Here is a 21,366-nt window from a genome sequence, read left to right on the forward strand (position 1 = left end):
TGGCTGATCAAATCAAACTTGATTGTGACTTGTGCGTGGTTGTTGCCTCAATGATCAATTCCGTAATGTTGATGACGCCTGGCTCATCAAAAAGTGAGCGCCGAAAATACAGCGTGTGGCTGTTGGTATGCGCACGGTATCGCCCCAATCTCTGTACCACATCCAGTGGGATCAGTGCAGCGTACTCAACGTGCAGGTTGCTGTTGAACACTACTGCGGCGAGTTGATCGAAGGGATTGGACTGTAAGTTCCGCAACGCGCTTAACTGTGTGCTTTTATTGGCTGCGGTCAGTCGCCTGCCTTTGATTTGATACCGCGTTCCGTCTGGACCGACAGCATCAAAGCCTGCTTGAGAGCCTGTCGCCAGCGTGGCATTGATCGCGCGCGCCACCAATGTCTCTGTGTAGTCGGCCACAGGGTTGTTCGATGAACGTATGACCCCGCGCTGCCTCAATGCGTCCATCACGGTGCAATGGAGATCGAGCAACTGCCGGTCCGTAAGGTCATCTGTGTTCATTGCACGATCCTTGTCCACTGGCCAGTAGCCATCATATCTGGGCCTACAGTCTTCGCCCACTAAGCCGCTAGACTGGCATCTCTAGGGAGGGGGCGCTATGGCTGGTTTTGTTGGGTTCTTGGTACTCGGGCTTGTACTGGTGGTCTTGTTCAATGTCGTGGCGTCCAGGGATCGGGTGATCCGTGAGTTGCGTGAGCAGTCCACCCAGCAGGGCAGAGACATCGCGGCACTGCGGCAGGTGGTGGACGCGATTGCGGATCGTGTGCTTCTGAGTCGCGAACAACGACGGGTGAAGTGGTTTGACGAACTGCCGCCGTTCGCCCTGGATGACTTCAAAGCTCTGAGCGCCGGTTCCGAGCGTGAGTTGATCATGGCCTGTGGGGGGAGTGACGACGCCGAAGTCGCTGGCCTGCACTACCGGCACGACCGGCTTGAGTTCCGCTCCGAAGGTGAGAAGGACGCGGTGGCCTACGGCTTTGCTCGCCCTTGGGCAACCGTTGAGGATCATCCAGTGAAGATCTATCTCAATCAGTACGCGCTTACGTCCAAAATTGTTGGCTTTGAGCAGGACGGATTTGTGAAGCTTGCCCCTTACCGTACGCGGCTTCCTGAGTGATTGCGTATGCTAGAGAATGAACTTGGATTATTGATCCGTGAGCTTCATCGGGCCAATTGTGGAGACTTCGATTGGTTTTCGGAGCAGGATTTCCCCAATTTTGTTGCTGTTGGTGAGGTTCAGTGTCATTTCACAAGCGCTGCCTTGGTTTCGCTCACCAAGCTTGGTCGGGAGCTACATAGGAACCGTGACCTGCCACGGAAACGGATCGAACAAGATGATCTCATTCGAATGCTGCGGGTCGTGGTCGCTCATGCATTTTTTGAGGGAGTCCTGATCGCGGGAGAAGCAAGCGTGATGCGATCCACTAAGAAAACTTTAAAAGAACGGCTTGAGGCAGAGATCGACAAGCGTGCTGGTCGCGTCACGCATGTGTTTCCCATCGCAACAACTGGGTTCGAGAAAGCCGGTCCACTGACCATGGGCCCGGTCGAATTGATTACGGTTCGTCAGTGGATTGAGCAGGTGCATGTCAACCCCGATCCCAATCGTGAAGAGTTGGATCCTGCGTGGAAGCAAGCCGTACTTGGTGTTGGGGCGCAAGTATTGAATCGACGCTCCGAGGAGATCTCTGAGACGGTTAGGTATGCATTGGGGAACAGTGGCGCTGTTCTCCGAGTGACTGTTGATGGCTTCGAGACCGCCTTTTCAAGAAAGTTTGGCCGGATTGTTGCGCAGTGTTGCTTGGATATCCTTTCTTTGCTCCATCGCGTTCCGGCTGTTTTCAAGAAGCAAGGAATTTTCGACTGGAATTCTCGCCCCCTTTACGCGCCATTTTTTTACGAAATGGACGGTTTTCTTGGGATTGATAGCGAGCCCAATCTCCCGTATCGCCTCACTAGTTCGCAAATTGTAAGTCTGAGACGCTGCTTTAATGACTTCCAGGGGTCAATTGACAAAGTGGTATTTGGACTTCTCAATCAAGGGGTTGTGAGAAATCCAAAGCTCTGCCAGCGATGGTCCACGGCGCTCAACTGGTACGCGGAGGGCTGCCGAGAGCCTGATGATGCAGTTGCTGTAGCTAAAATTGGTACCGCCTTGGATGTACTATCTGGTGGCGGGGAAGAGCACGGGATACTGAATATGTTGCTGGTTCTTCTCGAAAAACAAGAGGACCAGAGCGTGATTGAAGGTTATGGAGAGAGCCTAACCTTGAAGGTGGTCGTTTTTAGGTTGTACAAGCAAACCGGTCGTTCCGGGGTTTTACATGGAACTCATGTGGACCGAACGAAGTCATTTGACGAATTAAGGCAGATCGGTGAAATCATCGCTGGCCGCGCATTGTTGGAAAGCTTGCGGCGACTTGGTTCTTACGAGGGGGCCGACGAGGACAGGGCTTTCCGCACCATGGTCGCTCGGTGAAGACGTTCAGCGCGGATGTTAGTAATCCTGCTAACGGCGGGTGTAGGATACCGGGCCATCAACCCCGCCTGCACCCATGGCCCGCCAGACCACCGTCAAAGCCCACCCTGAGCCTGCTGCGGCCACCTCGCCGCTGTTGCCGGTTAACGTCACGTGTGGCTTCCCAAGCCCCGCAGAGGACTTCTACGGGGCAGGTGATGGGCTGGACCTCAACCAGCACTGCATCTCCAACCCTATTGCCACGTTCTTTGCCCAAGCCGACACCGGCACCTCGATGGTGGGCTTTGGGATCCAACCTGGGGACACCCTAATTGTGGACCGGTCACGCACCGCACGTCCCGGCGACATAGTGCTGGTGAACTGGGAGGGTGGGTTCACGGTCAAGAAATTGGTTCAGCGGCGGGGTCGATTTGAACTGCATTCGTCCGCAGAAGACATCCCGCCCATCATCGTGCCGCCCGACATTGAATTGGATCTGTGGGGAGTGGTCACGTGGTCGTTTACCCGGCACGCTTGACAATGTTGGCTTCTGTGTTTGCTTGAATGTATTGAAGGCAAATAACGGGGGGCGCTATGGGGATGTGTTCATCGTTTAGGTCATATATTCATGGGAAGTCCCTTGAGTTATTGATTTCTGTAATTGCTTTTTTTGATCCACTCTTGATTTGTCTAATTGTTGCGTGCGGTGTAAGAGCAGTTCAATTATTCTTGTCGGTCAAGCCAAAAAAGGCCGGGGACATCTTTGATAGTGCTGTTATGTACAACTCGCATTTCAATAATTCAGCATCGGGCATTCTTAAGAGTGCTGCAAACGTTGCTGGGTTTGAAGTCATACGGGATGCATTCTTATACAATGCAGCTTTCAATCTAGACGTGGAAACGTCAATCGAGTTGGTTAATTCGGGCGTGCTTGATAGATGCTGGGATATTGAATGCCTTCTCTTTGAATTGTCTGTGTGGTGCAAACGTCAATCGGAAATTGAAAGTTTGATGGCCGCAATTATTCGTCGGCGCTGGAATGTGAGCCACCTCAAGGTGCTTAATCAACTGACTCGCCCGCCACTAGAGAATGGGGCGTCAGCCGTCCACAATGTTCTTCGGATCATGCAGAAGAATGGCTACGACTTCCACGGCGGTCTTCCTGTAGCACCAGAGACATTCTTTCACCCCAATCCCAGTCCTGGGTTGATTTCAGACTTGATCGAGTGGGGTGTGTATGTTGAGCGTCCGACGGAACATGGCTTGTCGGAGATGGCGGCACACATCAATTCTGAAATAGATGAGGGCGAACGTCGCATCGCCGAGCGTGACGCCGCCAATATCGTCCAGGCACTTGCAGACGCTGGCCTGACTCAAGATGACACCCCTAAGCCGAAAAGAAAGATGTAATTTTCCGCTTGACAATATTGGCACCTGTGTTTGCTTGAATCTATTGAAGGCAAATAACGGAGGTGTCATGGGTTTTTTTCAAAAACTTAAGGGGATATTTGCGCGGGTAGCCGTTGAGCCGGTCGTTGCATTGCCTGTGGCAGTTGAAGAGGTTGCTGCCGTAGAAGATTGTGTGCGTGATAGTGGTGCTGACGAAATAAGAAGTTCTTTGGTCCTATTGGGCTATCATCAGGATGTTGCTAATCTTGTGGTGGAGGGGGATTTGGCGAAAGCAGATGACTACTTGTCAATCTATCGCTACGAAGCGGCACGCGTGTTTAATTGTGCTGTTAGCTTTACGGAAAAAACATCAGTTTCCCGTTCGGATCTTTTAAGGGTCGCTGCAAAATATATTGCAGATTTCTCGCGCATACATGAAAAGTTTTTTGTCAACACGGTTGGCAACCTTGACGTTGAAACGTCAATTGAATTGGTGGAGCAGGGTGTTTTAGGTGTTCATTGCTACAGTGAGCTACTTCTTTTTGATCTGTCTCAACATATCGACTGCCATCCGCGCATGGAGGATCTTCTGCGCGCAATCATTCAGCATCGGCTCTCTTTGAACTTTGATGGGATGCTGATGTTGCTGGCGGGCAAAGACAGAGCAGAAGGGGGGGGCTTGAGTGGACTGCACAGGTTGTCAAAAATAATGCGCAACAAGGGATATGATTTTTCAGTCTGCGAGCCGGTTGAGATTTGGCCATTTTTGTGGTGCGCCATACATTGCGAACATTTTAAGGCTGGCGTAATTTCTGATTTGCTAGCTTGGGGTCTTCGCATAGAGGATCCGAATAACTATCTGTCCATTAAACATATGCAAACCATTCGTCCAAAGTTCATGCCGGTGTTTAAGTCAATAATTGATGAAATGCGTGAGGGTGAACGTCGGAATGCCGAGCGAGAAGCCGCCAATATCGCCCAGGCGCTTGCGGAAGCAGGGCTGACGCAAGATGACACCCCTAAGCCAAGAAGAAGGATGTGATGTCTGTTGCGCAACCATTGATCGGCTTGGTGGATGGGAACAACTTCTACTGTTCCGTTGAGCGCATCTTTGACCCCAAGTTGCGTGGGGTTCCGGTTGTTGTGATGTCCAACAACGATGGATGCGCCATTGCCCGCTCCAACGAAGCCAAAGCACTTGGCATTGGAATGGGGCAACCAATCCACCAAATTCCCTCGCACATCCGCAAGCAACTGCATGTCCGAAGCGCCAATTTTGCGCTGTACGGAGACATCTCCGCGCGCATTGCAACGATCCTGCGCGATCTGTTTCCCGACGTGGAGGTCTACTCCATTGATGAGAGCTTCGTGTCCTTTGACGGGATCCGTGCGCAGGATCGGCGCAAGATTGCCATGGAGGCCCGCGCACGTATTTTGAAGTGGGTGGGCGTGCCCTGTTGCGTTGGGATCGGCCCCACGAAGACCCTAGCGAAGATGGGCAACAAGATCGCCAAGGGGACCGAGCAGGGCGTGTGGAACGTGCGACGACCCGACCTGGGCAACTTCCCCATTGGCGACGTGTGGGGCGTGGGGCGTAAGTTTGCCGCGCGCCTGATGGCCGAAGGCATCTCCACAGCCGCCCATTTGGTGTCCGCAGATCCACGAGGCATCCAGGACCGCTACGGAGTGGTGCTGGTGCGCACGCAAACCGAACTCAATGGGGTGCGCTGCGCCGAGCTGCAGGAGGAAGAACCCGAGCGCCAGCAGATCATGGTGTCCCGCTCATTCGGCAGCGAAATCCACACACACGACGACCTGGCACAAGCGGTGGCCACCTTCGCTCAGCGTGCCGCCGAGAAGTTGCGCGCCCGCCACCTCACAGCGCACGGAGTGTGGGTGTTCTTTCACACCAACCCGTTCGGGAACACCCAGCAATACCACCCATCGCGAACCGTTCGACTGGTGGCACCAACCGCCGACACCCGTATCATTTTGGAGGCGGCGCAGACGGCAACCGCTGCGATGTACCGCCCCCATGTTGCGTGGAAGAAGGCTGGGGTGGGGTTGGTGGATCTGAGCGCCGATCATGTGCAACAGGCGGATCTGTTTGCCCCGGTGCGCAACCCGAAATCCGAGGCGCTGATGAAGGCTTTGGACGCGGCCAACCACAAGTTCGGGCGCGGCAGTGTGTCGTTTGCGTCGTCCAGTACGGGTCCAGGCGGTGCCCCAAAATGGGTCATGCGGCAGGAGCATCTGTCGCGTTCCTTTACGACCCGCTGGGATGAGATACTGGTTGCCAGATAGGGCTGCACCATGCGTGGCTTTGGATGGTCGGCTCACAAACGCAGTGGTGGGTTTCAACAAGGGGGTTTTAATGAAATGGATATTCGGTATCGGATCAATTGGCTTGTGTGCCAATAAAATTAAACAGATCTTCGCGCTTGTCAGCATTTCAATTTTGGGTGCTTGCGATCAGTCGGTGCCACCTCCGGCCTCTCCCATCTCACCGCCTGCCGTGACAGACCCTGCTCCTGTTGTAGAAGTGCAGCCAGCGGAAGAGCCTGCGCCCGAGGCGGCAGCTTCCGCTGACGTTACCGATGTGTCCGAAGTGGTCCAGGATCTTTACCGTCAGATGAAAGACAAGAAGGCGCTGCAAGATAAGTTGTGGGCGGCCGCAAACGCAATCAACGACTACAACCATGTAGGGACGTACTACAACGAGTACCATATCCCCGAGCATTCTTGTTACGTACTTGGGCGGCTGCTAAAGCAGGATAAATATATTGCTGGAACCGTGATGACGTACGATCCAGATTACGTCACCGCCACGACTGAGAACGCCCAAGACCTGCGCGTTATGGCTGTCTCGTTGAGCAACTTTAACAGTGTGGCGAGCGGCATCATTGGGCAGGCTCACCATGAGCGCGTAATTGAATGGAACTTGGACTGTGTGGGTCGATTTGGCATCCCTAGAGATGCATCAATCGAGCAAGTAGGACAGTCGTCGTTCTACGTGATTAGAGCTGAGGGCAGAGTGCTGCAAGTGCTGGGGGATATCGAAAAAGGCTTTGCACAAAAAGTATCTGACGCAGTTGAAGCCAATCCAAAGGTTGAGCAAGTCGCTTTGGGGAGCGGAGGTGGATATGTGCTCGAAGCAATTGCAGCCGGACGGTACATCCGCAGCAAGGGATTGGAGACATCATTGTGGAACAACTGCTATTCCGCGTGCCCATTAGTCTTTATGGGGGGCGTGGAGCGAGTCAATTGGTCGCCATACGGGGACTTGGGCTTTCATCAAGTCGCAGATGAAAACGGGACGGCTGTGCCGGTGGGACATCCGATATATCAGGCAATCTTCAACTACACGTCAGAGATGGGCGTTGATCCAACATATGTTCTCAAGCGCATGTGGAGTTCGCCGCCGTCTGGTATGACGATGGTTGAAGGGCAGGAGGATGAACTCTGTGATGCACGTATTATCACCTGGGTCCAGCGGGGCTGTTCCAAGCCAAATTGATGAATGTCTAAAAGGAATTATCCGTGAGTACCTTTCACCGCAATTTTGTGGTTCTTGTATTTTTGATGTTCGCGCTAACGCAGGGAGCCATGGCGTCCGACATTCCGCCCGAAGATTCTGAGAACTGGCCGGTGAACTCCGCGTGGGTGAAGGAGTTGCCTTCGCTTGATCAGCAAATCGTCCTAGTGTCGCTGGGCCTGGGCATGTCAACTCATGTTGAAACGAAGTTGATCCCCGCCGTCAAAAGCAAAAGCGACATGCAATGGGTGTTGAAAGTGGCTGGCACGTCCAATGTCATGTTGGCGGGGCTGGCAACGCACAGCGAGGAACTTCGCGCGATATTTGATGAGCGGTCAAAGGTCTATCTTGAAGTCATCAATGGGCGGATGGGCGCGGACGAGTTTGAACGGAAAATGGCTCAGATCAATTTGAAAATTGAAAAGGCCACCGCCGACATCACGCCGCAGCAAATTGCCCAAGTGCGCAGCCAGTACCGCAGAAGATTGCATGACACGGAGACAGCATTGATTGCTTTTGCGAAGCTAAGAGCAAGGTAGTTCATCGGACATAAAAATGCCCGCTTGCGCGGGCGTAGAAAGATGGCTGGGCGTCACTCATCAAAGATTACTGTGATGCAGTCCAGTTCGTCTTCCGAGTAGATCGGCAGTTCCTCTGCCGGTTCCGACTTGACTTCCTTGATGATGCGTTGCGTGTTCTTTTGGTCGCGAATTGTGTACATGGTGTGGGTGCGATTGCACTCACGCAATGCCAGCACCTTTTTCAAGAACGCCTCATCAATATCAATGTCAATGCCATTCGCCTTGCTGTTGCAAGTCATGGCGATATTCGTAAGGCTTGCACCGTCCTCATGATCTTTTGCAATCCGCGCCATGGAATGCATGAAACGTTCGTCAATGTCATGGAACTTCTTGGGCACCACTTTCTTCTTAGCCATCGTTGTCTCCTTGTGGAAGGGGTAACGTAGGTATAGGCCAAAAAAATGACGGGCACAAGCCGTTGGAAGTCAGCGTAACCGGCAGTTGTGGGTCGCTGACGCCACGCCAACCACCAAGATTTCGGTTGACGAACCATCCACAACACAAGCGGCAGTGGTTAGGGGTGTTTTGGCACCCTCACGCAATTTTTCAGCATCGGCGTGCCGGAGACGTGTCCGTTGCCCAGGCAATCGAGCGTCACTGACTGCCCACTGCGCAAACCGGCCAACTCATCCTTGCGCGCCGGGTCCAGCACAGCTACGGGCCGGTCGTGGATCCCCGTGCCTTCAAAGCTCAGAAGAGGCGAGCGCCGGTACAGCGCGGGCTCCTCGGCAACCACGCCAGTGACCCGCAGCCGTTGACCCATGTAGTGCCTGTCGGCAGCAGCGGCGTCACGGGTGTAGGCCGCCAGCAAGACCGTTGAGTCCAGAGCAAGCGGAGGCTGGGCATGAGCAGCTGCAGCCAAAATCAAAACGGTCGAAATTAGGCTCATGACGGTGTGTAATGGACGGTAAGGCCCTCATGCTACACGCACGCGTTCGGAGAGCGCATTGACCGCCATACATTTGACACGCGAACAGATGTTCGCCCTGGCTGAGCAAATATCGTTCCGTGCAGCAGCAGGAAAGATCACCGCCCGGTTTATGGATCAACTCGGCGCGCTGATCGACGCGGCCGATGTCACGAACGACTTTGAGTTGATGCAAAAATGCATTGAGCTGATTGGCAGGTGTGGGGAACTGGAAGACAAGCGGCATGGGTGCATGCTGCATTACTTCCACGCCAATGCTTTGGGATGGTTGTACATCCACCGTCATACGGATGAGAACGCACTGTCGTGGATCCAGCCGGACAACACCGCACAGATCTATGAATTGCGGTCGGCTATTGCACATGCTGGCTTTCCTCTGCATCCCGTTGAATTCCGCGCGCAGGTTCATTCCAACCTGGGCAACGCATTCAACAAGACGGGGCGAATTCATGACGCATTGGAACACTGGCGCAAAGCGCTAGCTCTTGATCCCATGCTTGCGATGGCCCAAGGCAATATGGCTGGTGCACTGTTCTTTTACGCGCGCAATCTGTACGACGAAGGTGATCGGAAGTGGATCAACATTGAAGGGCGTGAGCAACTGCGCAAAGCCGTTGCCATTGGCGTTCATGGGGCCACATTCGTTGAAGCTGCTGACCGTTTTAGGCGCATGCTGGGTGCCGTAGAGCTAGGCTTGGATCAGTACGGTATTGAGCGCAAACCGGATTGTACATGGATGGACAATTTCTCACTGGGGAAGAGCGCCCAGGAGAAGCGGTATCGACGTTGGTGTCTGGACAACAGGCTTTTCCTCAACCCCATGAATGATGCGTACATCCAGCCAGTTGCCGCCACAGACTCGCTTTCGCTGCCAACACATCGAGCCGATGGGGTGGGGATCTCGTATCTTGCTGCGTTCAACCAACTCAAACAGGAATACATCTATGCCAGATGGTGCTTGTTCGTTGGGCTGGATGACCAGAAGACGCATATAGCCGACCGTGAAGTATTGTTGTCTTCCAACGCCGACAGTGCGCGCTACAGCATCGCCATTGAGCAGGTAAAAACCGCTTATCGTGCGGCCTACTCGCTGTTGGATAAGGTGGCGTATTTTGTGCGTGACCGCTGGGAGATTGATGCTAAACGAAAATCGGCTGACTTCGCACGACTGTGGCGGACAGAACCCAAGAAGAATACTGAGTCAGTCATTCGACCAGAGTTTGAAGGCAGTCAAAATATATGGCTGCACGCGTTGTACAGCCTGTCCGAAGACATCTTCAATGAGGGCACAAGGCAATACGCATCGCCGGACGCTCAAGAACTTCACGTCGTGCGAAATGCTTTGGAGCATCGGTTCTTCAAAATTGTTTGGTCCAAGTCCGAGTGCGACGAAACATCGATGCACCACGACCGACTGTCGGAACAGATGACATTTGACGAGTTCCAAAGCAAAGCCCTGCGAGTTTTGACGATGGCACGTTCTGCAATCATGTACCTATGCCTTGCAATGCATCGAGCCGAAGTTCAGCGCGCCGAAGAAGATAAAGCTCAGTCTATGTCGTTCGGGGTGAACCACATTCCGGACAGACTTAAAGGGTAGAAGCGGCGGCACATGAAAAGGGAGATTTCGCGGTGACGTTCAAGATCGTTGATATTGAAGAACTGATTGCTCAAGCCAAGGCATCTGGTGTGAGCAAGATCAGTGTTGAAGTGCCTTTGCTTGCGTCGTACACCCAAGAGGCGTGCGTCTCGCAGACTCAATGGATGATGTTGCCGCATTACCACAAGCACTACGCCTGGCTGCACGTGGATGCAGAGGGCGTGCCGTTTTACGCCGGTTACGGTCGTGGCCCCTACGCGTGGCAGAAGAACGGTGGCATTGCTTGGGAATGGTTCGTTCGCGAGCGGTTGGGCGGCGAGTACCGTGTGGTCGTCCTGGCAGTGGGCCTGTCAGAAGCACACATCCACAGCATTTTTGAGCAGATGCTAGAGATGTACAACACGAGATTGCTCAATCAATCGAGCTTCTACAGGGGCATGGACTACGATGCACTCAAAGAAGAGAACGACAAGAAAAGAGCAATCCGACCCTTTTATGCATTTGTTGATAGCAAGAAGCCAGCGTCAGAAATATTTCAGGCGGCGCTGACCGCTCAACAATTGCAGTACGAACTTGATCCCTATCGTGGCGAGACTGGCCGGTTTGGTGAAGTTCTCAAGGCAATGGATGCATCACAGCCGGTCAATGATTACTTCATTACATCTATTGTCGAATGGTACATGGGGCAGGGGGACTTGGACGCCGCAAAGAACGCGTTCGCCGAGTTCAAGAAAAGAGCCCCACGATTGGCGGCAAGTAAGAGGGTGACAAGGCTGGATAAGTTATTGGAGCGAGGACGCTTCTACCGACGCCCTGGCTGGTTGGATCAATAAAAGGATTTTTCCCGATGAAATGGCTTGCTCTTGTTGCATTAGCTGTCGGCAGCGCACACGCTGCACCGCTTCCCCTATCACAACCGTGCAATTTGATCGTTGGATCTACTGTTGGAGCACATCCAACCCGTGAGCTTGTAGAACTGCTCGCTCACACGCCCACCAAGGATGAATTCACATCCACGGAGCGGCACGACTCACAGCTACGCGAGTTCTTCGTTTCGCTTGATGTTGCTGGGAAAGATGGGCAGTTGTGCGTCTCCCCCAAAGGCGATGGTGCCCTCTTTGACTACGACGCAGACTCGCAAACGCTGTGGGCCAATGTGGAAGCAGCATCCGGCACCCGCATTTTCCGTACGGCTCGTGGGCGGATCACTGTGAGGGATGTTGTCTCCGATGAATGGGACAGCGTGATTTCCGACCGAGTGATGACCAATGCTTTGGGTGTCAGCGTGGATGGGTTACATGCCACTGGAAAAGCAGCATCCGTAGGCTTCACCAGCGAGCAGATGGACGCATTTCACCGAAAGCTTCCGTACCACCGCTTCAAAAGCGCGTATGGGTCAAAGGCAATGTCCATGCTCATGGATCCGAACCAGGCGCGAGACGTGAAGCCACACGCAATGTTGGTGTTCCAGTACAGGCTGCGAAGCCCATATCTGGCTCAAGGAACCGATGTTCATGCCGCTACGATGGACAGCCCTGGGAGCTTCGCCATTGAGAAATCGGTGGTGCTGGGTGACCTGATTGCCGTCGGCATTGTGGATGGACGGACGGGTGAAGTTCTCGCCGTGACGCGGAATGAGGCGGATCCAGCACTTTAACTTTGGGCTGTCGAGCTGATTTGTAGGTCATGAGAGCAACAGTCCAATGCGTCCATTGGGCTGCTTGCCAGTGCCGATAGTTTTCCAATCAACCAATGATTTTTCCGATTTCTTTGACTATCTTAAGTATGATTTTGAGATTTTCAACGGGTCCGTAAATTGCCATTGCTGAGATGAGAATTAGAGTTGAGTATAGGTCCATAATTATTTTTCCTTGTAAAGTTATGGTCGCACGGTCATTTCCTTGTGTGGTTGTGAGTGCGGATTGAATTGTACGCTGCCCGTTATAATTAACAACTGTCAAACTGGGCCGCGAACGGACATGCGGTGACGTGACACGCGACGTATCAGAGGGTACGCAAGAGTTGAACCGGCATGTACCAAAAGTCCCTGCAATGCAGGTTGTAGAAAAGGCAAACATGGAGTTCGGACGCGGATGGATTGGCTTTGGATCCGCAACCGTTGCACCTTACAGCGTCACCAAATGGACCATGCGGCAGGAGCATCTGTCGCGTTACAAAGGGGTTATTAGTGAGTATTGCCAATCTTAGTGATAAATTTAAGAAAATATTTGAGCGCGATGATGGTGTTGCGCAGCGAGAGATGCAGTCTGCATCACGCATGATCAATTCGGGTGAGTTGACTCAAGATGACGTGCTTTCGCGCGACAATTTGGTTGAGCGTTATGTGTGGCTTATTCACCAATCCAGAAATATCTTATCGGCGTGGGCGAATTCCGGGGATATGCAGCCGGTACTCAATCAGGATGCTGGAATTATAGGAATGGTTGACCCGCGCCATGGAAACATTGTGGCCTTCACAATGCGTCACTCTGAATTGGCGGAAATTGAAATTGATGTGCCAGAGAATGGGAAGTACGCAGTCATTGCTTACGAAGATCTGTCTGTTTGCCTGTACGAGACGTACAAGGAATACCGCGCAAAATGGAATGCAGAGTATGGCGGCACATCCTCCGTTTCCGATGATGTGCCATCAACGCCAGAAGAACTAATCTCCAAGCTTTCAGAGTTCAAGAGGCTGCTGCAAGGTTTGGAAGACGAAGATGATGGTAATCACGTCGTGTCTTTTATGGAGCGAATGAAGGCCAGTGGGGATTCATACAAGCGTCCGAACACAATGACAGAGGCGCGCGCCCAGGCTGGATCAATTTTTAAAGATTCAACCGACCCAATGCTGGGGGCTGTTGTAAAGGGTATCTATCAAAGCCGTCACGTTGACATAGATCCAAACGATCTTCGCCGCTGTGCTATTGCAGCCATCTGTGCCGGACGGGATTTGCTTTACAAGCAAAATGGTCGAGAATTGGATGAGTCAAATCCATTCTCAAATGTGAAGGCATCTATTTCGCCAGAAGGCATCATCCATTCGTTTGCTGTGAACAATCATGTCGTCTTCTTTGGAGACGAGCCAATGGAGGAAGATGACCGTCTGGCGTTCGATTTGGACTACGTTCCCCTGTCGATCCATTATATTGACGCACGCACGCGTAGTGTTCAAGAAATCACTCATGAAGGCGAGCAGGCGACTAGAAAACGTCAAGATTTTCCAAGCCTACTGGATCTGATCAATAATATTGGTCACGAACAACTTGATGTTGTTGCAAACAACTTGGCGGTGATCGATGGAATAGCCAATGAGCAGCTTCCACAAGCCCTGGAACTGGCGTTGTCGGTCGCAAAAATTCGATTTCAAGGCGCACAACTGGACACCATAAACGCCTATATCCGCGTGCGCTATGCAATGCGGCTGAGCGGAGAGCGGGACTGGTCTGTTGCCCCCAGTGGCCGCGTTGTTGCCGGTACAAAAACTGCCATCATTCTAAGTTGTGATGATGGGGTAGGTCACATCTGTTCTGGTGATGATCTGTGCATCCCATCTATCGATCAAATTTTCTTTGTGGGCAAGGATAGCGTCAGTCGATTTCTTAGAAGCTAATAAGGAACGAGATCTCCAGCATCATTAAGGCCGCCGCACGGTGGCCTTTTTCTTGTATTGACAAGGTTCAATCTTCTGCTTAATTGATGATGTCTTAAGGCTATATAAGGGGTGATGCATGACTGACATGAGAATACATGAATTGCTCAAAACCAGTGAGTGGGACGCGCCGTTGGATCGCGAGGAAATTAAAGAGTATTTTCAAACTCATGATGTGAATGAGACGTTCTATGTGAGTGGTGGTGCGAGTCAAACTCTACTGACTCCACTTGCTTACGTTGCATCAAAGAGTATCAACAATTTTGATCGTGATAACGCTCTTGATGTGATGAGGGATTTGATTGAATTGGGTGCGGATGTCAACGCGCCAGTTCGTAAGTCTGATTACTACGGTGACGGGTTTTTAAAGGGTGACGGCAAGGAATTGGTAGATCTTGCTAACGGCACAGATCGCATTGAACTGTTGGTCAAAAGTGGAGCCAGCGCAAAAGAGTCGCATATCCTCTCTTTATTCCAAGAAGGAGCGGATGGCGCTTTTATCGCAGAAAAATATTTCGACTTGATAGAGCCAAGGCACTTCTTCCACTTAAAGAACAACGATGCAAGTGCAGCAATCATTGATGAACTGGCTCTTGCGGGTTACGACTTTAATGTTCAGGATGAGAACGGTGACACGCCACTAAGTTATGTGCGTGACATTCACAATGTGAAGCGGCTTGTTGATTCGGGAGCTTCGGTTCGTATTCCGAACAACGATGGTGAAACGTTCTTGGATCAATGCCGTGCGGAATTTATTGCGAAAAATTCCTCGGCCAATGGCGCTCAAATCATGAGAGATCTCGGTGTTAACCTGAGCGCGCCAGATCACTTTGGAGATACCGCGCTGCACAAGATGATGTACGAAGGTAACAATTTGGAGCGTATTAGAAATCTGTTGGACGCTGGGGCCGATCCCACTGTTCGGGACGCAGATGACAAGCTTCCTTACCAAGTGGATTCCAGGGGTGAAGATCGGCATGAAGCTAAACTTTTGTTGGAAAGCGCAGCCACAAAACGAAAACTTGTGGAAGAACTGGGTGAATCACAACAACAACTTGATATGCGACGAAAAATGTAAAAGAGATAAGCCCGCTTCGGCGGGATTTTTTTATTGGGATTTTATCCCCATTCAAAAGCGCTTTAGATTTTTTACTGGCGTTTCGATGTTGACAATGTTGCAGTTCATGTTTTATTGAGTGCATCTCAATCAATTATATTAAGGGGGTTCTATGGGCAACAGTGGTTCTGAATTCAATATGTTTGAACACAAACTTGATTTAGCTCTCCGGAACGATGATGTGGAGTATGTTCAGAAAATGATTGGAGATGGCCTTGAGCTAAATTGGCTCAACTCAGATGGCGAGTCTTTATTGTCAGCTGCGGTGTATCATGAGGCTCACAACGTCATCCACGAACTCATTGCGTCCGGGGCGGATGTCAATATCAAGGACAAAGATTGGCATGGCGACGGATGTGATACGCCACTGAACGCAGCCGCGCGTATCAATGATATTGAGGTGGTCCGTTTATTGATCGACGCTGGTGCGAATGTCAATCATCAAGGCGAGTTTGGTTCAACGCCATTGCACAACACGGACTGTGGGGAGTGTCAGAAGTTGCTGCTCGAAAATGGTGCAGACCCGTCAATAAAAAATAATGATGGTTGGACTGCCGATGACTTGAATGCTTGCCGCGTTCAGGATCGCATGTTCAGTGGTCAGGATTACAACCAAGCTGTTGGGAGCATGAACCTGGATTTGGGAGCAGAACAACGGGCGTTGGAGCAGCGAAGTGTTTTACAGCAGGCCATTGAAGACGAACCCCGAAACCGCCAATCGGTAACGCGCCGCATGTAACCAGATGTTGAAATGTAAAGCCCGCCGAAGCGGGCTTTTTTATGTTGCCTTCAACGTCAAATCATCATTGACAAAACATGGTTTTCTGTTTGATTGGAGGCATCTTAATCACATAAACGGGGGTGCATCATGCGAACACAAATTTCGGCACGCGAGATGGCTGAATTCATCGAAACGGCGACAGTCGATGAATTGGTGGAGCACTTTAAACATCATAATGTTAATGACAGGGACGCTGTTGTTGCAGATGTGGGTTCAGGGCTAACTTTCGAGGGCGGCGCGCTTCAATACGCGATATTCTCGGATAAGGTTGACAGCGCCAAGCTTCAAGCAATTATCGACAGCGGGGCAGAGCTTGACAGCTTTGAGTTCCAATTGTTCAAAGAGTTGGAAGAGTATGATGAATATCCTGATGCAATCACGTTCCATGCGTTTGAGGATGCCAGCGCAGAGAAGCAAGAGGTGCTGCGCAACGCAGTGGAAGCGCACGCACACTGGATCAATCGCAAATACAGTGATGCAGAAATCTATGATTTGCTGACAACCGGCAACGTCGAGCGGTATTTTTCCGAACTCAAGCACGATCCCAACGATGAAATCACCTGGGAATACCCTGAGAAAAATATACGCTACACCGGACCCATCTGTGGTTTGGCCGCGTTTGAGGACAAGGTGAGCGGCTGGACATTCGAAAAATTGTTGCAGGCGGGCGGGGATCCCAATGCGCAATGTCGTGTGGAAAGCCTTAATGACACAGACAACTACGACGAACTGTCCGTGATCGAATTGTGCCATTCGGTTGATAAAATCAACCGTGCATTAGACAGGGGTGGAATTCCCACGGAACACCTTTTGGGGGACGTTCTGTATGGCATCAAAGATGAAGGCGTCAAAGCGTATCACGTTTATTTCCATAGTCCACCGGAGCAACAAGAAGAAGCGTGGCAGAGGCATCACATAGCGTCCGAGAACGTCAAACAACTTGCGCCGCTTGAATTGAGGCTGGTCACTGAGCATCCCGACATCTTTGAAGCCCATCACATGCATGCAATGACAAACCCCCAAGCGGTCACCGAAATGCTTTTGATGGGCCACGATCCCCGCGCACTCAATGACGAGGGGCAAAGCTTGGTGTTGGCTTCGCTTTTGAACGGAAAATTTGAGACGTTTGAGGTCTTGCGGAGCTTCGGGGCGGTTGACGAAGGTGAAGGCCAACGGCCCATGGATGAGGTTGTGAAGCACTTTGATGGAGTGAAGAATCTTCTTTTATATGGATCTAAAAAAAGAGCGTTAGACTATTTGATTGAACATTCAGAGAATCCAACTGCTGACTTGGCGTCTTATATGAAGATGGAAATCCCCGACGCTGATCGGATTGTTGCGCTGATTGATCGTGGCGCTGTGATGAGTGACGAAGCACAACGGCAGTACATGTCACTTGGAAAAGGTTCCGGTATGGAAGACGTGTACAAGTCCAGAAAAGATGCAGTCCAAGATGCCTTAAACCGTCAACAGCGTGACGTAATCCTGGCGGAAGTGGGTGAGGAAGCGCCCGTGCAAAAAATGCGACGTAAAATGTAAAAGAGATAAGCCCGCTTCGGCGGGCTTTTTTATGCTTGACAATATTGCCAACTGTGTTTGATTGAATGTATGTCAATCAAAACGGGGGTTGCAATGAAGGGTTTACACAGCATGAGTGGTTTTAATTACTACAATTATGCAACGAGCGCGGGTGTGGAGGAAGTGATCGATGATGATATACGTCACGCGTGCAAACTTGGAGGCATAGCATTGGATTTTTTTATCGCCGAGCGGTCTGAATATTTCCAGGCGCATCATGTTTTGGAGTGCGTCAATTCGGGGAGCATCGATAAGCTCGTCTTGGGTGGGATCAACATCAACATGCAAGATGACGCAGGTGATACAGCGCTTCACCTGGCGTTGAATATTTATGCGATTGAGCAACTCATTGAGGTCGGGGCGGATCCAACAATTCTGAACAAAGCCGGTTATAGCTTCAATCAGTCCATTGACTCATGTTTTATAGCATCCAATGTGTCGCATGGAAGTGTTGAGCGCATGATCACCTATGGTTTCGACTTGAACGCCCGAGATGCAAACGGTAGGGCTGCGCTTCATCTTTTGGTGGATGGCCTGTATTTTCACGGTCCCAGTAAAGGAAAGGCCGTAACGCGCATTGAAAAAATGGAGGCGTTGTTGATGGCTGGTGTTGATTGCAACCCTTTGGACAACGAGGGTCAAACACCTATCGATTACCTGCTGGCTGAAGAAAAGAGAATGAAGGAAATGGGGTGGGATTCAGAAATTGACGCGGTGGTGGAGCGACGACTTTTGATTGAGGCTTTTTTGTTAAAGTCGAAACTCACTCAATCCGTCGTGGAAGAGAACGAGGTTCGTAGCGTTGCCAAACGGCGGATGTAGTATTTCCATAATCGAAAAGAATACGCCCGCGAAAGCGGGCTTTTTCTTGACTTGCCTTGAAATTCTGCTTGGATGAATTTTTCATCCACCGAGGAATATCTATGCTCAAAAGAGACGAATTAAAACCCGGAATAATTGTGTACGCCTGCGTTGATGCGCTTCACCGCAACAACGTGGACACCAAGCTTCGCGTTATCCACCCACTGCTGTGCCTGGGAGTCAACGACAGTGAAGGAGTGTGGGCGGTGGTCACCAGTATGGAAACACGGCTGTCACTGAAAACCCGTTGGAAGACAGGACCGGCCACGTGGATCAACAAGCGCTCGTTTATTGACCCCAACCGCCCCGCCATTCGCATCCCCAACACCGTTTTGCTTGAAGCTGCAGAGGCTGGGGAAGCAGGGTACTACCACGATGGCTTCGACCGCCCAGGTGTCAAACCCAACGCCCTACAGTCCATCGTTGAGGCTCTTGGGATCGGTGACGAACTGCCCACAGTCGCATTGGTGAACATCAACGACCTGTCCATTGCCGAGTTGGAGCAGGTGATCCACAAAAAGCGCGAAGAGCAACGCAAGGCGGACTTGGTGCTGGTCCTCACCGGGATTGCAAAGGACTCAGGCTATGACCTGACCAACGTGGTGCTGTCACCGCTCACGTGATGCATTTCAAGACCTGGGAGCCATCAAATTTTCGTTTGACGCGCGACAGAGCGGATTGGAACCCCATTCCGCTGCAATTGAGCTTGACTCCAGCGAAGAATAGGAGCTAGATGACACGGTATGGGCTTGACAATGTTCCAACTTCTGGTTTTGTGAATGGATCTATGAAATAGGAGGAAATATGGACTTGCTCAAAACTTTAGGACGTATCTATCAAGATGCGGATCAATCCACCAGTGACTTGATCAACAACAACATCCAGTTTGCCCAGGGGCAACAAGAGGACCGAAGCATTCGGCAGGATCGGATTGAGGAACGGCGGAAGCATCGGCGTTTAAACTTAGAGCTGGACGCCATCCAGCGGGCCAATGACCTGGCGCGTGAAGTGGAAGAACTTCAAAGGAAAGTGCGGAGTTTGGAGCATCGCTGTGAAGTCACACGCGATCTTGCAACGGATGTCATTTTGGACCGCTCAAGCATCATGAGTGCGATGAAAGCAGTGATTGCAAACTGGAATGACCCCGCACGCGCGGAACAGTTCCTTGCAAGCTTCGACACCGAGCGCCAAGATGAAAAGGCGCGTATTGAACAGGACAACGAACGCCAGAATGCCGCTTACCATCGCGTCGATGAGGTTGTTAACAGTTGGTCTCTGCCAAACTCAACACGGCGCAGACGCCCACCTGGGCTTAAGAAGAAATGACTGAAATGGCCACCTTCGGGTGGCTTTTTTTTCAGCAAAAAGGTCGGGGAATAGCTTGGCAATGGAAATTTGATGAGATATGATCCGGTTGCCAATTGCGGCCCAATAGACAAAAGATCACCAAATGAACGAGAAGACCTTTACCTGGAAAGAAGCTGATGAGCTGGAAAAGAAGCTCGCCAAAGACCTCGCGGCACTGGAAGAAAAGCAGGCTGCGGATCGTCAGCGCATCCAGGACGCGCGCCGCGCCTCTGCTGGCGACGCTCTTGAAGAAGTGTTGAACACCCTGTCCAACATCTCCGCTTATCTCACCGATGGGCAGAAGGCCCAGGTCGCCAACTTCTTTGGGCCGGTGAAGAAGGGTGGTAAGGCTGCTGGCTCCAAGCCGCGCAACACCGTTCCCAAGGAACAGCGCGCCAACAACCGCTTCCTGCACGACGGTAAGAAGACGCCGTTCTATTACGGTGGCAAGGGTCCCAAGCCCGAAGTCCTCAGGAACTTTGAAGCCAGCGAAGCGGGCGCAAAACTCACCGCTGAGGGTAAGCCCACCTACGGCGATCTGTAAGTCCTGCTGCAAACGCATTGGTTAAGCCCGCTTCGGCGGGCTTTTTCTTTCTCCAAAAATAGAGCTTGACAATATTGCCTTCCATGATTGTGTGAATACATCACACACATACTTCGGGGGCAACATGAATATTTTTTACATCAACCACACAAACCTCATTTGCAACGAAGACAATGCTTCCGTCCGCTTTGAATGGTGTCAGACGCTAGCGGGTTACCACGTCTTTGATGCATTCGTATGGAACGGTGAGGGATGGGCTGATCAACCTTACAAGATCATGGCGGATGAATGCAGCCGGGTTGCAGCCATTGATGCCTGGGAACAGCTTGAAGAACGCTTGTTGTCTACGGAAATGGAGGAAGCAGCGTTTTACGAAAACCCAAGCATCTACGAACTGTACGCGCTGAGCCGCGATCACTGGTCCTCGGAGTCAATCAAATGGTAACTCCGTCGTACGATGCATTCGGGTGTACCGACTTGCACAACGCCATCATCCGCCATGATCACAACGCCATTAAAAATCTTGTGGCGAATGGTTGGGATGTCAACGTTTGCAATCTGCGCGGCGAAACACCACTTCACTTCGCTTTGTGGTGCAGCACGTCGTTAAAGACCAACCCATCGGCCACAAAAGACATAATCCGCTTGCTGTTGGAATTGGGGGCCAATACACGTCTGCGCACCCATTATGGAATGTCGTGCCAGGACATCGCGCTACACACCGCACGGCCCGATTTGATCGAGTTGATCGACGGTGAGGTCCAACGGTTGCGCATACTCAGCGCAGTTTGCGATCAACCACCAGAAAAGCAACGCACCAGAAAGATGTAACAGCACAAGAGTAAGCCCGCTTCGGCGGGCTTTTTTTATTGGGATTTTATCCCCAATTCAAAGCGCTTATATGCTGTAAATAATATCAATCAATGCTATTGACAATGTTGTGATCCGTGTTTGAGTGAAGGTATCTCAATCAAAAAAC

At 51.4% G+C, this 21,366-nt stretch carries 25 protein-coding genes; 22 read left to right on the forward strand and 3 right to left on the reverse strand.

What is annotated here, in order from left to right:
• Positions 1 to 7: 7 nt before the first annotated feature.
• Positions 8 to 517 carry a hypothetical protein gene (locus ACSYS9_RS09725; RefSeq protein WP_440569164.1) on the reverse strand — a complete coding sequence of 170 codons (510 nt, stop codon included), beginning with the start codon at positions 515 to 517 and terminating at the stop codon, positions 8 to 10.
• A 97-nt stretch (positions 518 to 614) separates the two neighbouring features.
• On the opposite strand from ACSYS9_RS09725, the gene ACSYS9_RS09730 reads away from it, so the two are divergent.
• The 8 genes from ACSYS9_RS09730 (at position 615) to ACSYS9_RS09765 (ending at position 7,937) form a co-directional block, all read left to right on the forward strand.
• A complete protein-coding gene (locus ACSYS9_RS09730) occupies positions 615 to 1,133 on the forward strand; it encodes a hypothetical protein (RefSeq protein WP_440569166.1) in 519 nt (172 codons plus the stop codon).
• Positions 1,134 to 1,139: 6 nt separating this feature from the next.
• Positions 1,140 to 2,495 (forward strand): hypothetical protein, encoded by a 1,356-nt coding sequence (locus ACSYS9_RS09735; protein WP_197576200.1) that lies wholly within the window; start codon positions 1,140 to 1,142, stop codon positions 2,493 to 2,495.
• Positions 2,496 to 2,571: 76 nt separating this feature from the next.
• Positions 2,572 to 3,012 (forward strand): LexA family protein, encoded by a 441-nt coding sequence (locus ACSYS9_RS09740; RefSeq protein ID WP_088470221.1) that lies wholly within the window; start codon positions 2,572 to 2,574, stop codon positions 3,010 to 3,012.
• 110 nt (positions 3,013 to 3,122) lie between these two features.
• Positions 3,123 to 3,884 carry a hypothetical protein gene (locus ACSYS9_RS09745; RefSeq protein WP_440569169.1) on the forward strand — a complete coding sequence of 254 codons (762 nt, stop codon included), beginning with the start codon at positions 3,123 to 3,125 and terminating at the stop codon, positions 3,882 to 3,884.
• A gap of 67 nt (positions 3,885 to 3,951) precedes the next feature.
• The gene (locus tag ACSYS9_RS09750) at positions 3,952 to 4,905 is read left to right on the forward strand and encodes a hypothetical protein (protein WP_440569171.1); all 954 of its coding nucleotides are present in this window, start codon (positions 3,952 to 3,954) and stop codon (positions 4,903 to 4,905) included.
• Positions 4,905 to 6,167 carry a Y-family DNA polymerase gene (locus ACSYS9_RS09755; protein WP_088470219.1) on the forward strand — a complete coding sequence of 421 codons (1,263 nt, stop codon included), beginning with the start codon at positions 4,905 to 4,907 and terminating at the stop codon, positions 6,165 to 6,167. Before ACSYS9_RS09750 ends, ACSYS9_RS09755 begins: the two co-directional genes overlap by 1 nt.
• Before the next feature lie 70 nt (positions 6,168 to 6,237).
• Entirely contained in the window at positions 6,238 to 7,380 is a 1,143-nt protein-coding gene (locus ACSYS9_RS09760; RefSeq protein WP_440569173.1) for a hypothetical protein, read from the forward strand.
• A 23-nt stretch (positions 7,381 to 7,403) separates the two neighbouring features.
• Positions 7,404 to 7,937 (forward strand): hypothetical protein, encoded by a 534-nt coding sequence (locus ACSYS9_RS09765; RefSeq protein ID WP_440569175.1) that lies wholly within the window; start codon positions 7,404 to 7,406, stop codon positions 7,935 to 7,937.
• Positions 7,938 to 7,990: 53 nt separating this feature from the next.
• On the opposite strand, the gene ACSYS9_RS09770 is transcribed toward ACSYS9_RS09765, so the two are convergent.
• Both ACSYS9_RS09770 and ACSYS9_RS09775 read right to left on the reverse strand, forming a co-directional pair.
• Positions 7,991 to 8,335: a hypothetical protein gene (locus ACSYS9_RS09770; RefSeq protein WP_088470216.1), complete on the reverse strand. Its 345-nt coding sequence runs from the start codon at positions 8,333 to 8,335 to the stop codon at positions 7,991 to 7,993.
• Between the two features lie 158 nt (positions 8,336 to 8,493).
• Positions 8,494 to 8,868, reverse strand: a complete 375-nt coding sequence (locus ACSYS9_RS09775; RefSeq protein ID WP_197631375.1) for an OB-fold protein — start codon at positions 8,866 to 8,868, stop codon at positions 8,494 to 8,496.
• A gap of 58 nt (positions 8,869 to 8,926) precedes the next feature.
• Here ACSYS9_RS09775 and ACSYS9_RS09780 point away from each other — a divergent pair, with 58 nt between their 5' ends.
• The 14 genes from ACSYS9_RS09780 to ACSYS9_RS09845 all read left to right on the forward strand — a co-directional run bounded on the left by ACSYS9_RS09780 (position 8,927) and on the right by ACSYS9_RS09845 (position 21,218).
• Positions 8,927 to 10,507, forward strand: a complete 1,581-nt coding sequence (locus ACSYS9_RS09780; protein WP_242883738.1) for an LA2681 family HEPN domain-containing protein — start codon at positions 8,927 to 8,929, stop codon at positions 10,505 to 10,507.
• A gap of 32 nt (positions 10,508 to 10,539) precedes the next feature.
• On the forward strand, positions 10,540 to 11,340 hold the full coding sequence (locus ACSYS9_RS09785; RefSeq protein ID WP_440569178.1) for a hypothetical protein: 801 nt from the start codon (positions 10,540 to 10,542) through the stop codon (positions 11,338 to 11,340).
• 14 nt (positions 11,341 to 11,354) lie between these two features.
• Complete coding sequence (locus ACSYS9_RS09790; protein WP_440569180.1) at positions 11,355 to 12,164, forward strand: hypothetical protein; 810 nt, start codon at positions 11,355 to 11,357, stop codon at positions 12,162 to 12,164.
• 419 nt (positions 12,165 to 12,583) lie between these two features.
• On the forward strand, positions 12,584 to 12,715 hold the full coding sequence (locus ACSYS9_RS09795; protein ID WP_440569401.1) for a hypothetical protein: 132 nt from the start codon (positions 12,584 to 12,586) through the stop codon (positions 12,713 to 12,715).
• Entirely contained in the window at positions 12,696 to 14,120 is a 1,425-nt protein-coding gene (locus ACSYS9_RS09800) for a hypothetical protein (RefSeq protein WP_141097816.1), read from the forward strand. The genes ACSYS9_RS09795 and ACSYS9_RS09800 overlap by 20 nt, the downstream gene beginning before the upstream one ends.
• Positions 14,121 to 14,238: 118 nt before the next feature.
• Positions 14,239 to 15,237: an ankyrin repeat domain-containing protein gene (locus ACSYS9_RS09805; RefSeq protein WP_141097815.1), complete on the forward strand. Its 999-nt coding sequence runs from the start codon at positions 14,239 to 14,241 to the stop codon at positions 15,235 to 15,237.
• A 151-nt stretch (positions 15,238 to 15,388) separates the two neighbouring features.
• Positions 15,389 to 16,015 (forward strand): ankyrin repeat domain-containing protein, encoded by a 627-nt coding sequence (locus ACSYS9_RS09810; protein ID WP_440569182.1) that lies wholly within the window; start codon positions 15,389 to 15,391, stop codon positions 16,013 to 16,015.
• 156 nt (positions 16,016 to 16,171) lie between these two features.
• Positions 16,172 to 17,596 carry a hypothetical protein gene (locus ACSYS9_RS09815; protein ID WP_440569184.1) on the forward strand — a complete coding sequence of 475 codons (1,425 nt, stop codon included), beginning with the start codon at positions 16,172 to 16,174 and terminating at the stop codon, positions 17,594 to 17,596.
• Between the two features lie 69 nt (positions 17,597 to 17,665).
• Positions 17,666 to 18,457, forward strand: coding sequence for a hypothetical protein (locus ACSYS9_RS09820; RefSeq protein ID WP_440569186.1), 792 nt, complete (start codon positions 17,666 to 17,668; stop codon positions 18,455 to 18,457).
• A gap of 68 nt (positions 18,458 to 18,525) precedes the next feature.
• Complete coding sequence (locus ACSYS9_RS09825; protein ID WP_164146570.1) at positions 18,526 to 19,119, forward strand: hypothetical protein; 594 nt, start codon at positions 18,526 to 18,528, stop codon at positions 19,117 to 19,119.
• A gap of 181 nt (positions 19,120 to 19,300) precedes the next feature.
• Positions 19,301 to 19,822 carry a hypothetical protein gene (locus ACSYS9_RS09830; RefSeq protein ID WP_197631382.1) on the forward strand — a complete coding sequence of 174 codons (522 nt, stop codon included), beginning with the start codon at positions 19,301 to 19,303 and terminating at the stop codon, positions 19,820 to 19,822.
• Positions 19,823 to 19,946: 124 nt separating this feature from the next.
• Positions 19,947 to 20,387 (forward strand): hypothetical protein, encoded by a 441-nt coding sequence (locus ACSYS9_RS09835; RefSeq protein WP_088470203.1) that lies wholly within the window; start codon positions 19,947 to 19,949, stop codon positions 20,385 to 20,387.
• Between the two features lie 124 nt (positions 20,388 to 20,511).
• Positions 20,512 to 20,832, forward strand: a complete 321-nt coding sequence (locus ACSYS9_RS09840) for a hypothetical protein (RefSeq protein ID WP_182681026.1) — start codon at positions 20,512 to 20,514, stop codon at positions 20,830 to 20,832.
• Positions 20,833 to 20,864: 32 nt separating this feature from the next.
• Positions 20,865 to 21,218, forward strand: coding sequence for an ankyrin repeat domain-containing protein (locus tag ACSYS9_RS09845; protein ID WP_158490973.1), 354 nt, complete (start codon positions 20,865 to 20,867; stop codon positions 21,216 to 21,218).
• Positions 21,219 to 21,366: the final 148 nt, after the last annotated feature.

It is taken from the genome of Stenotrophomonas sp. STK17_22, from assembly GCF_051983905.1.
In the GTDB taxonomy this organism is placed as follows: Bacteria; Pseudomonadota; Gammaproteobacteria; order Xanthomonadales; family Xanthomonadaceae; genus Stenotrophomonas; species Stenotrophomonas maltophilia_A.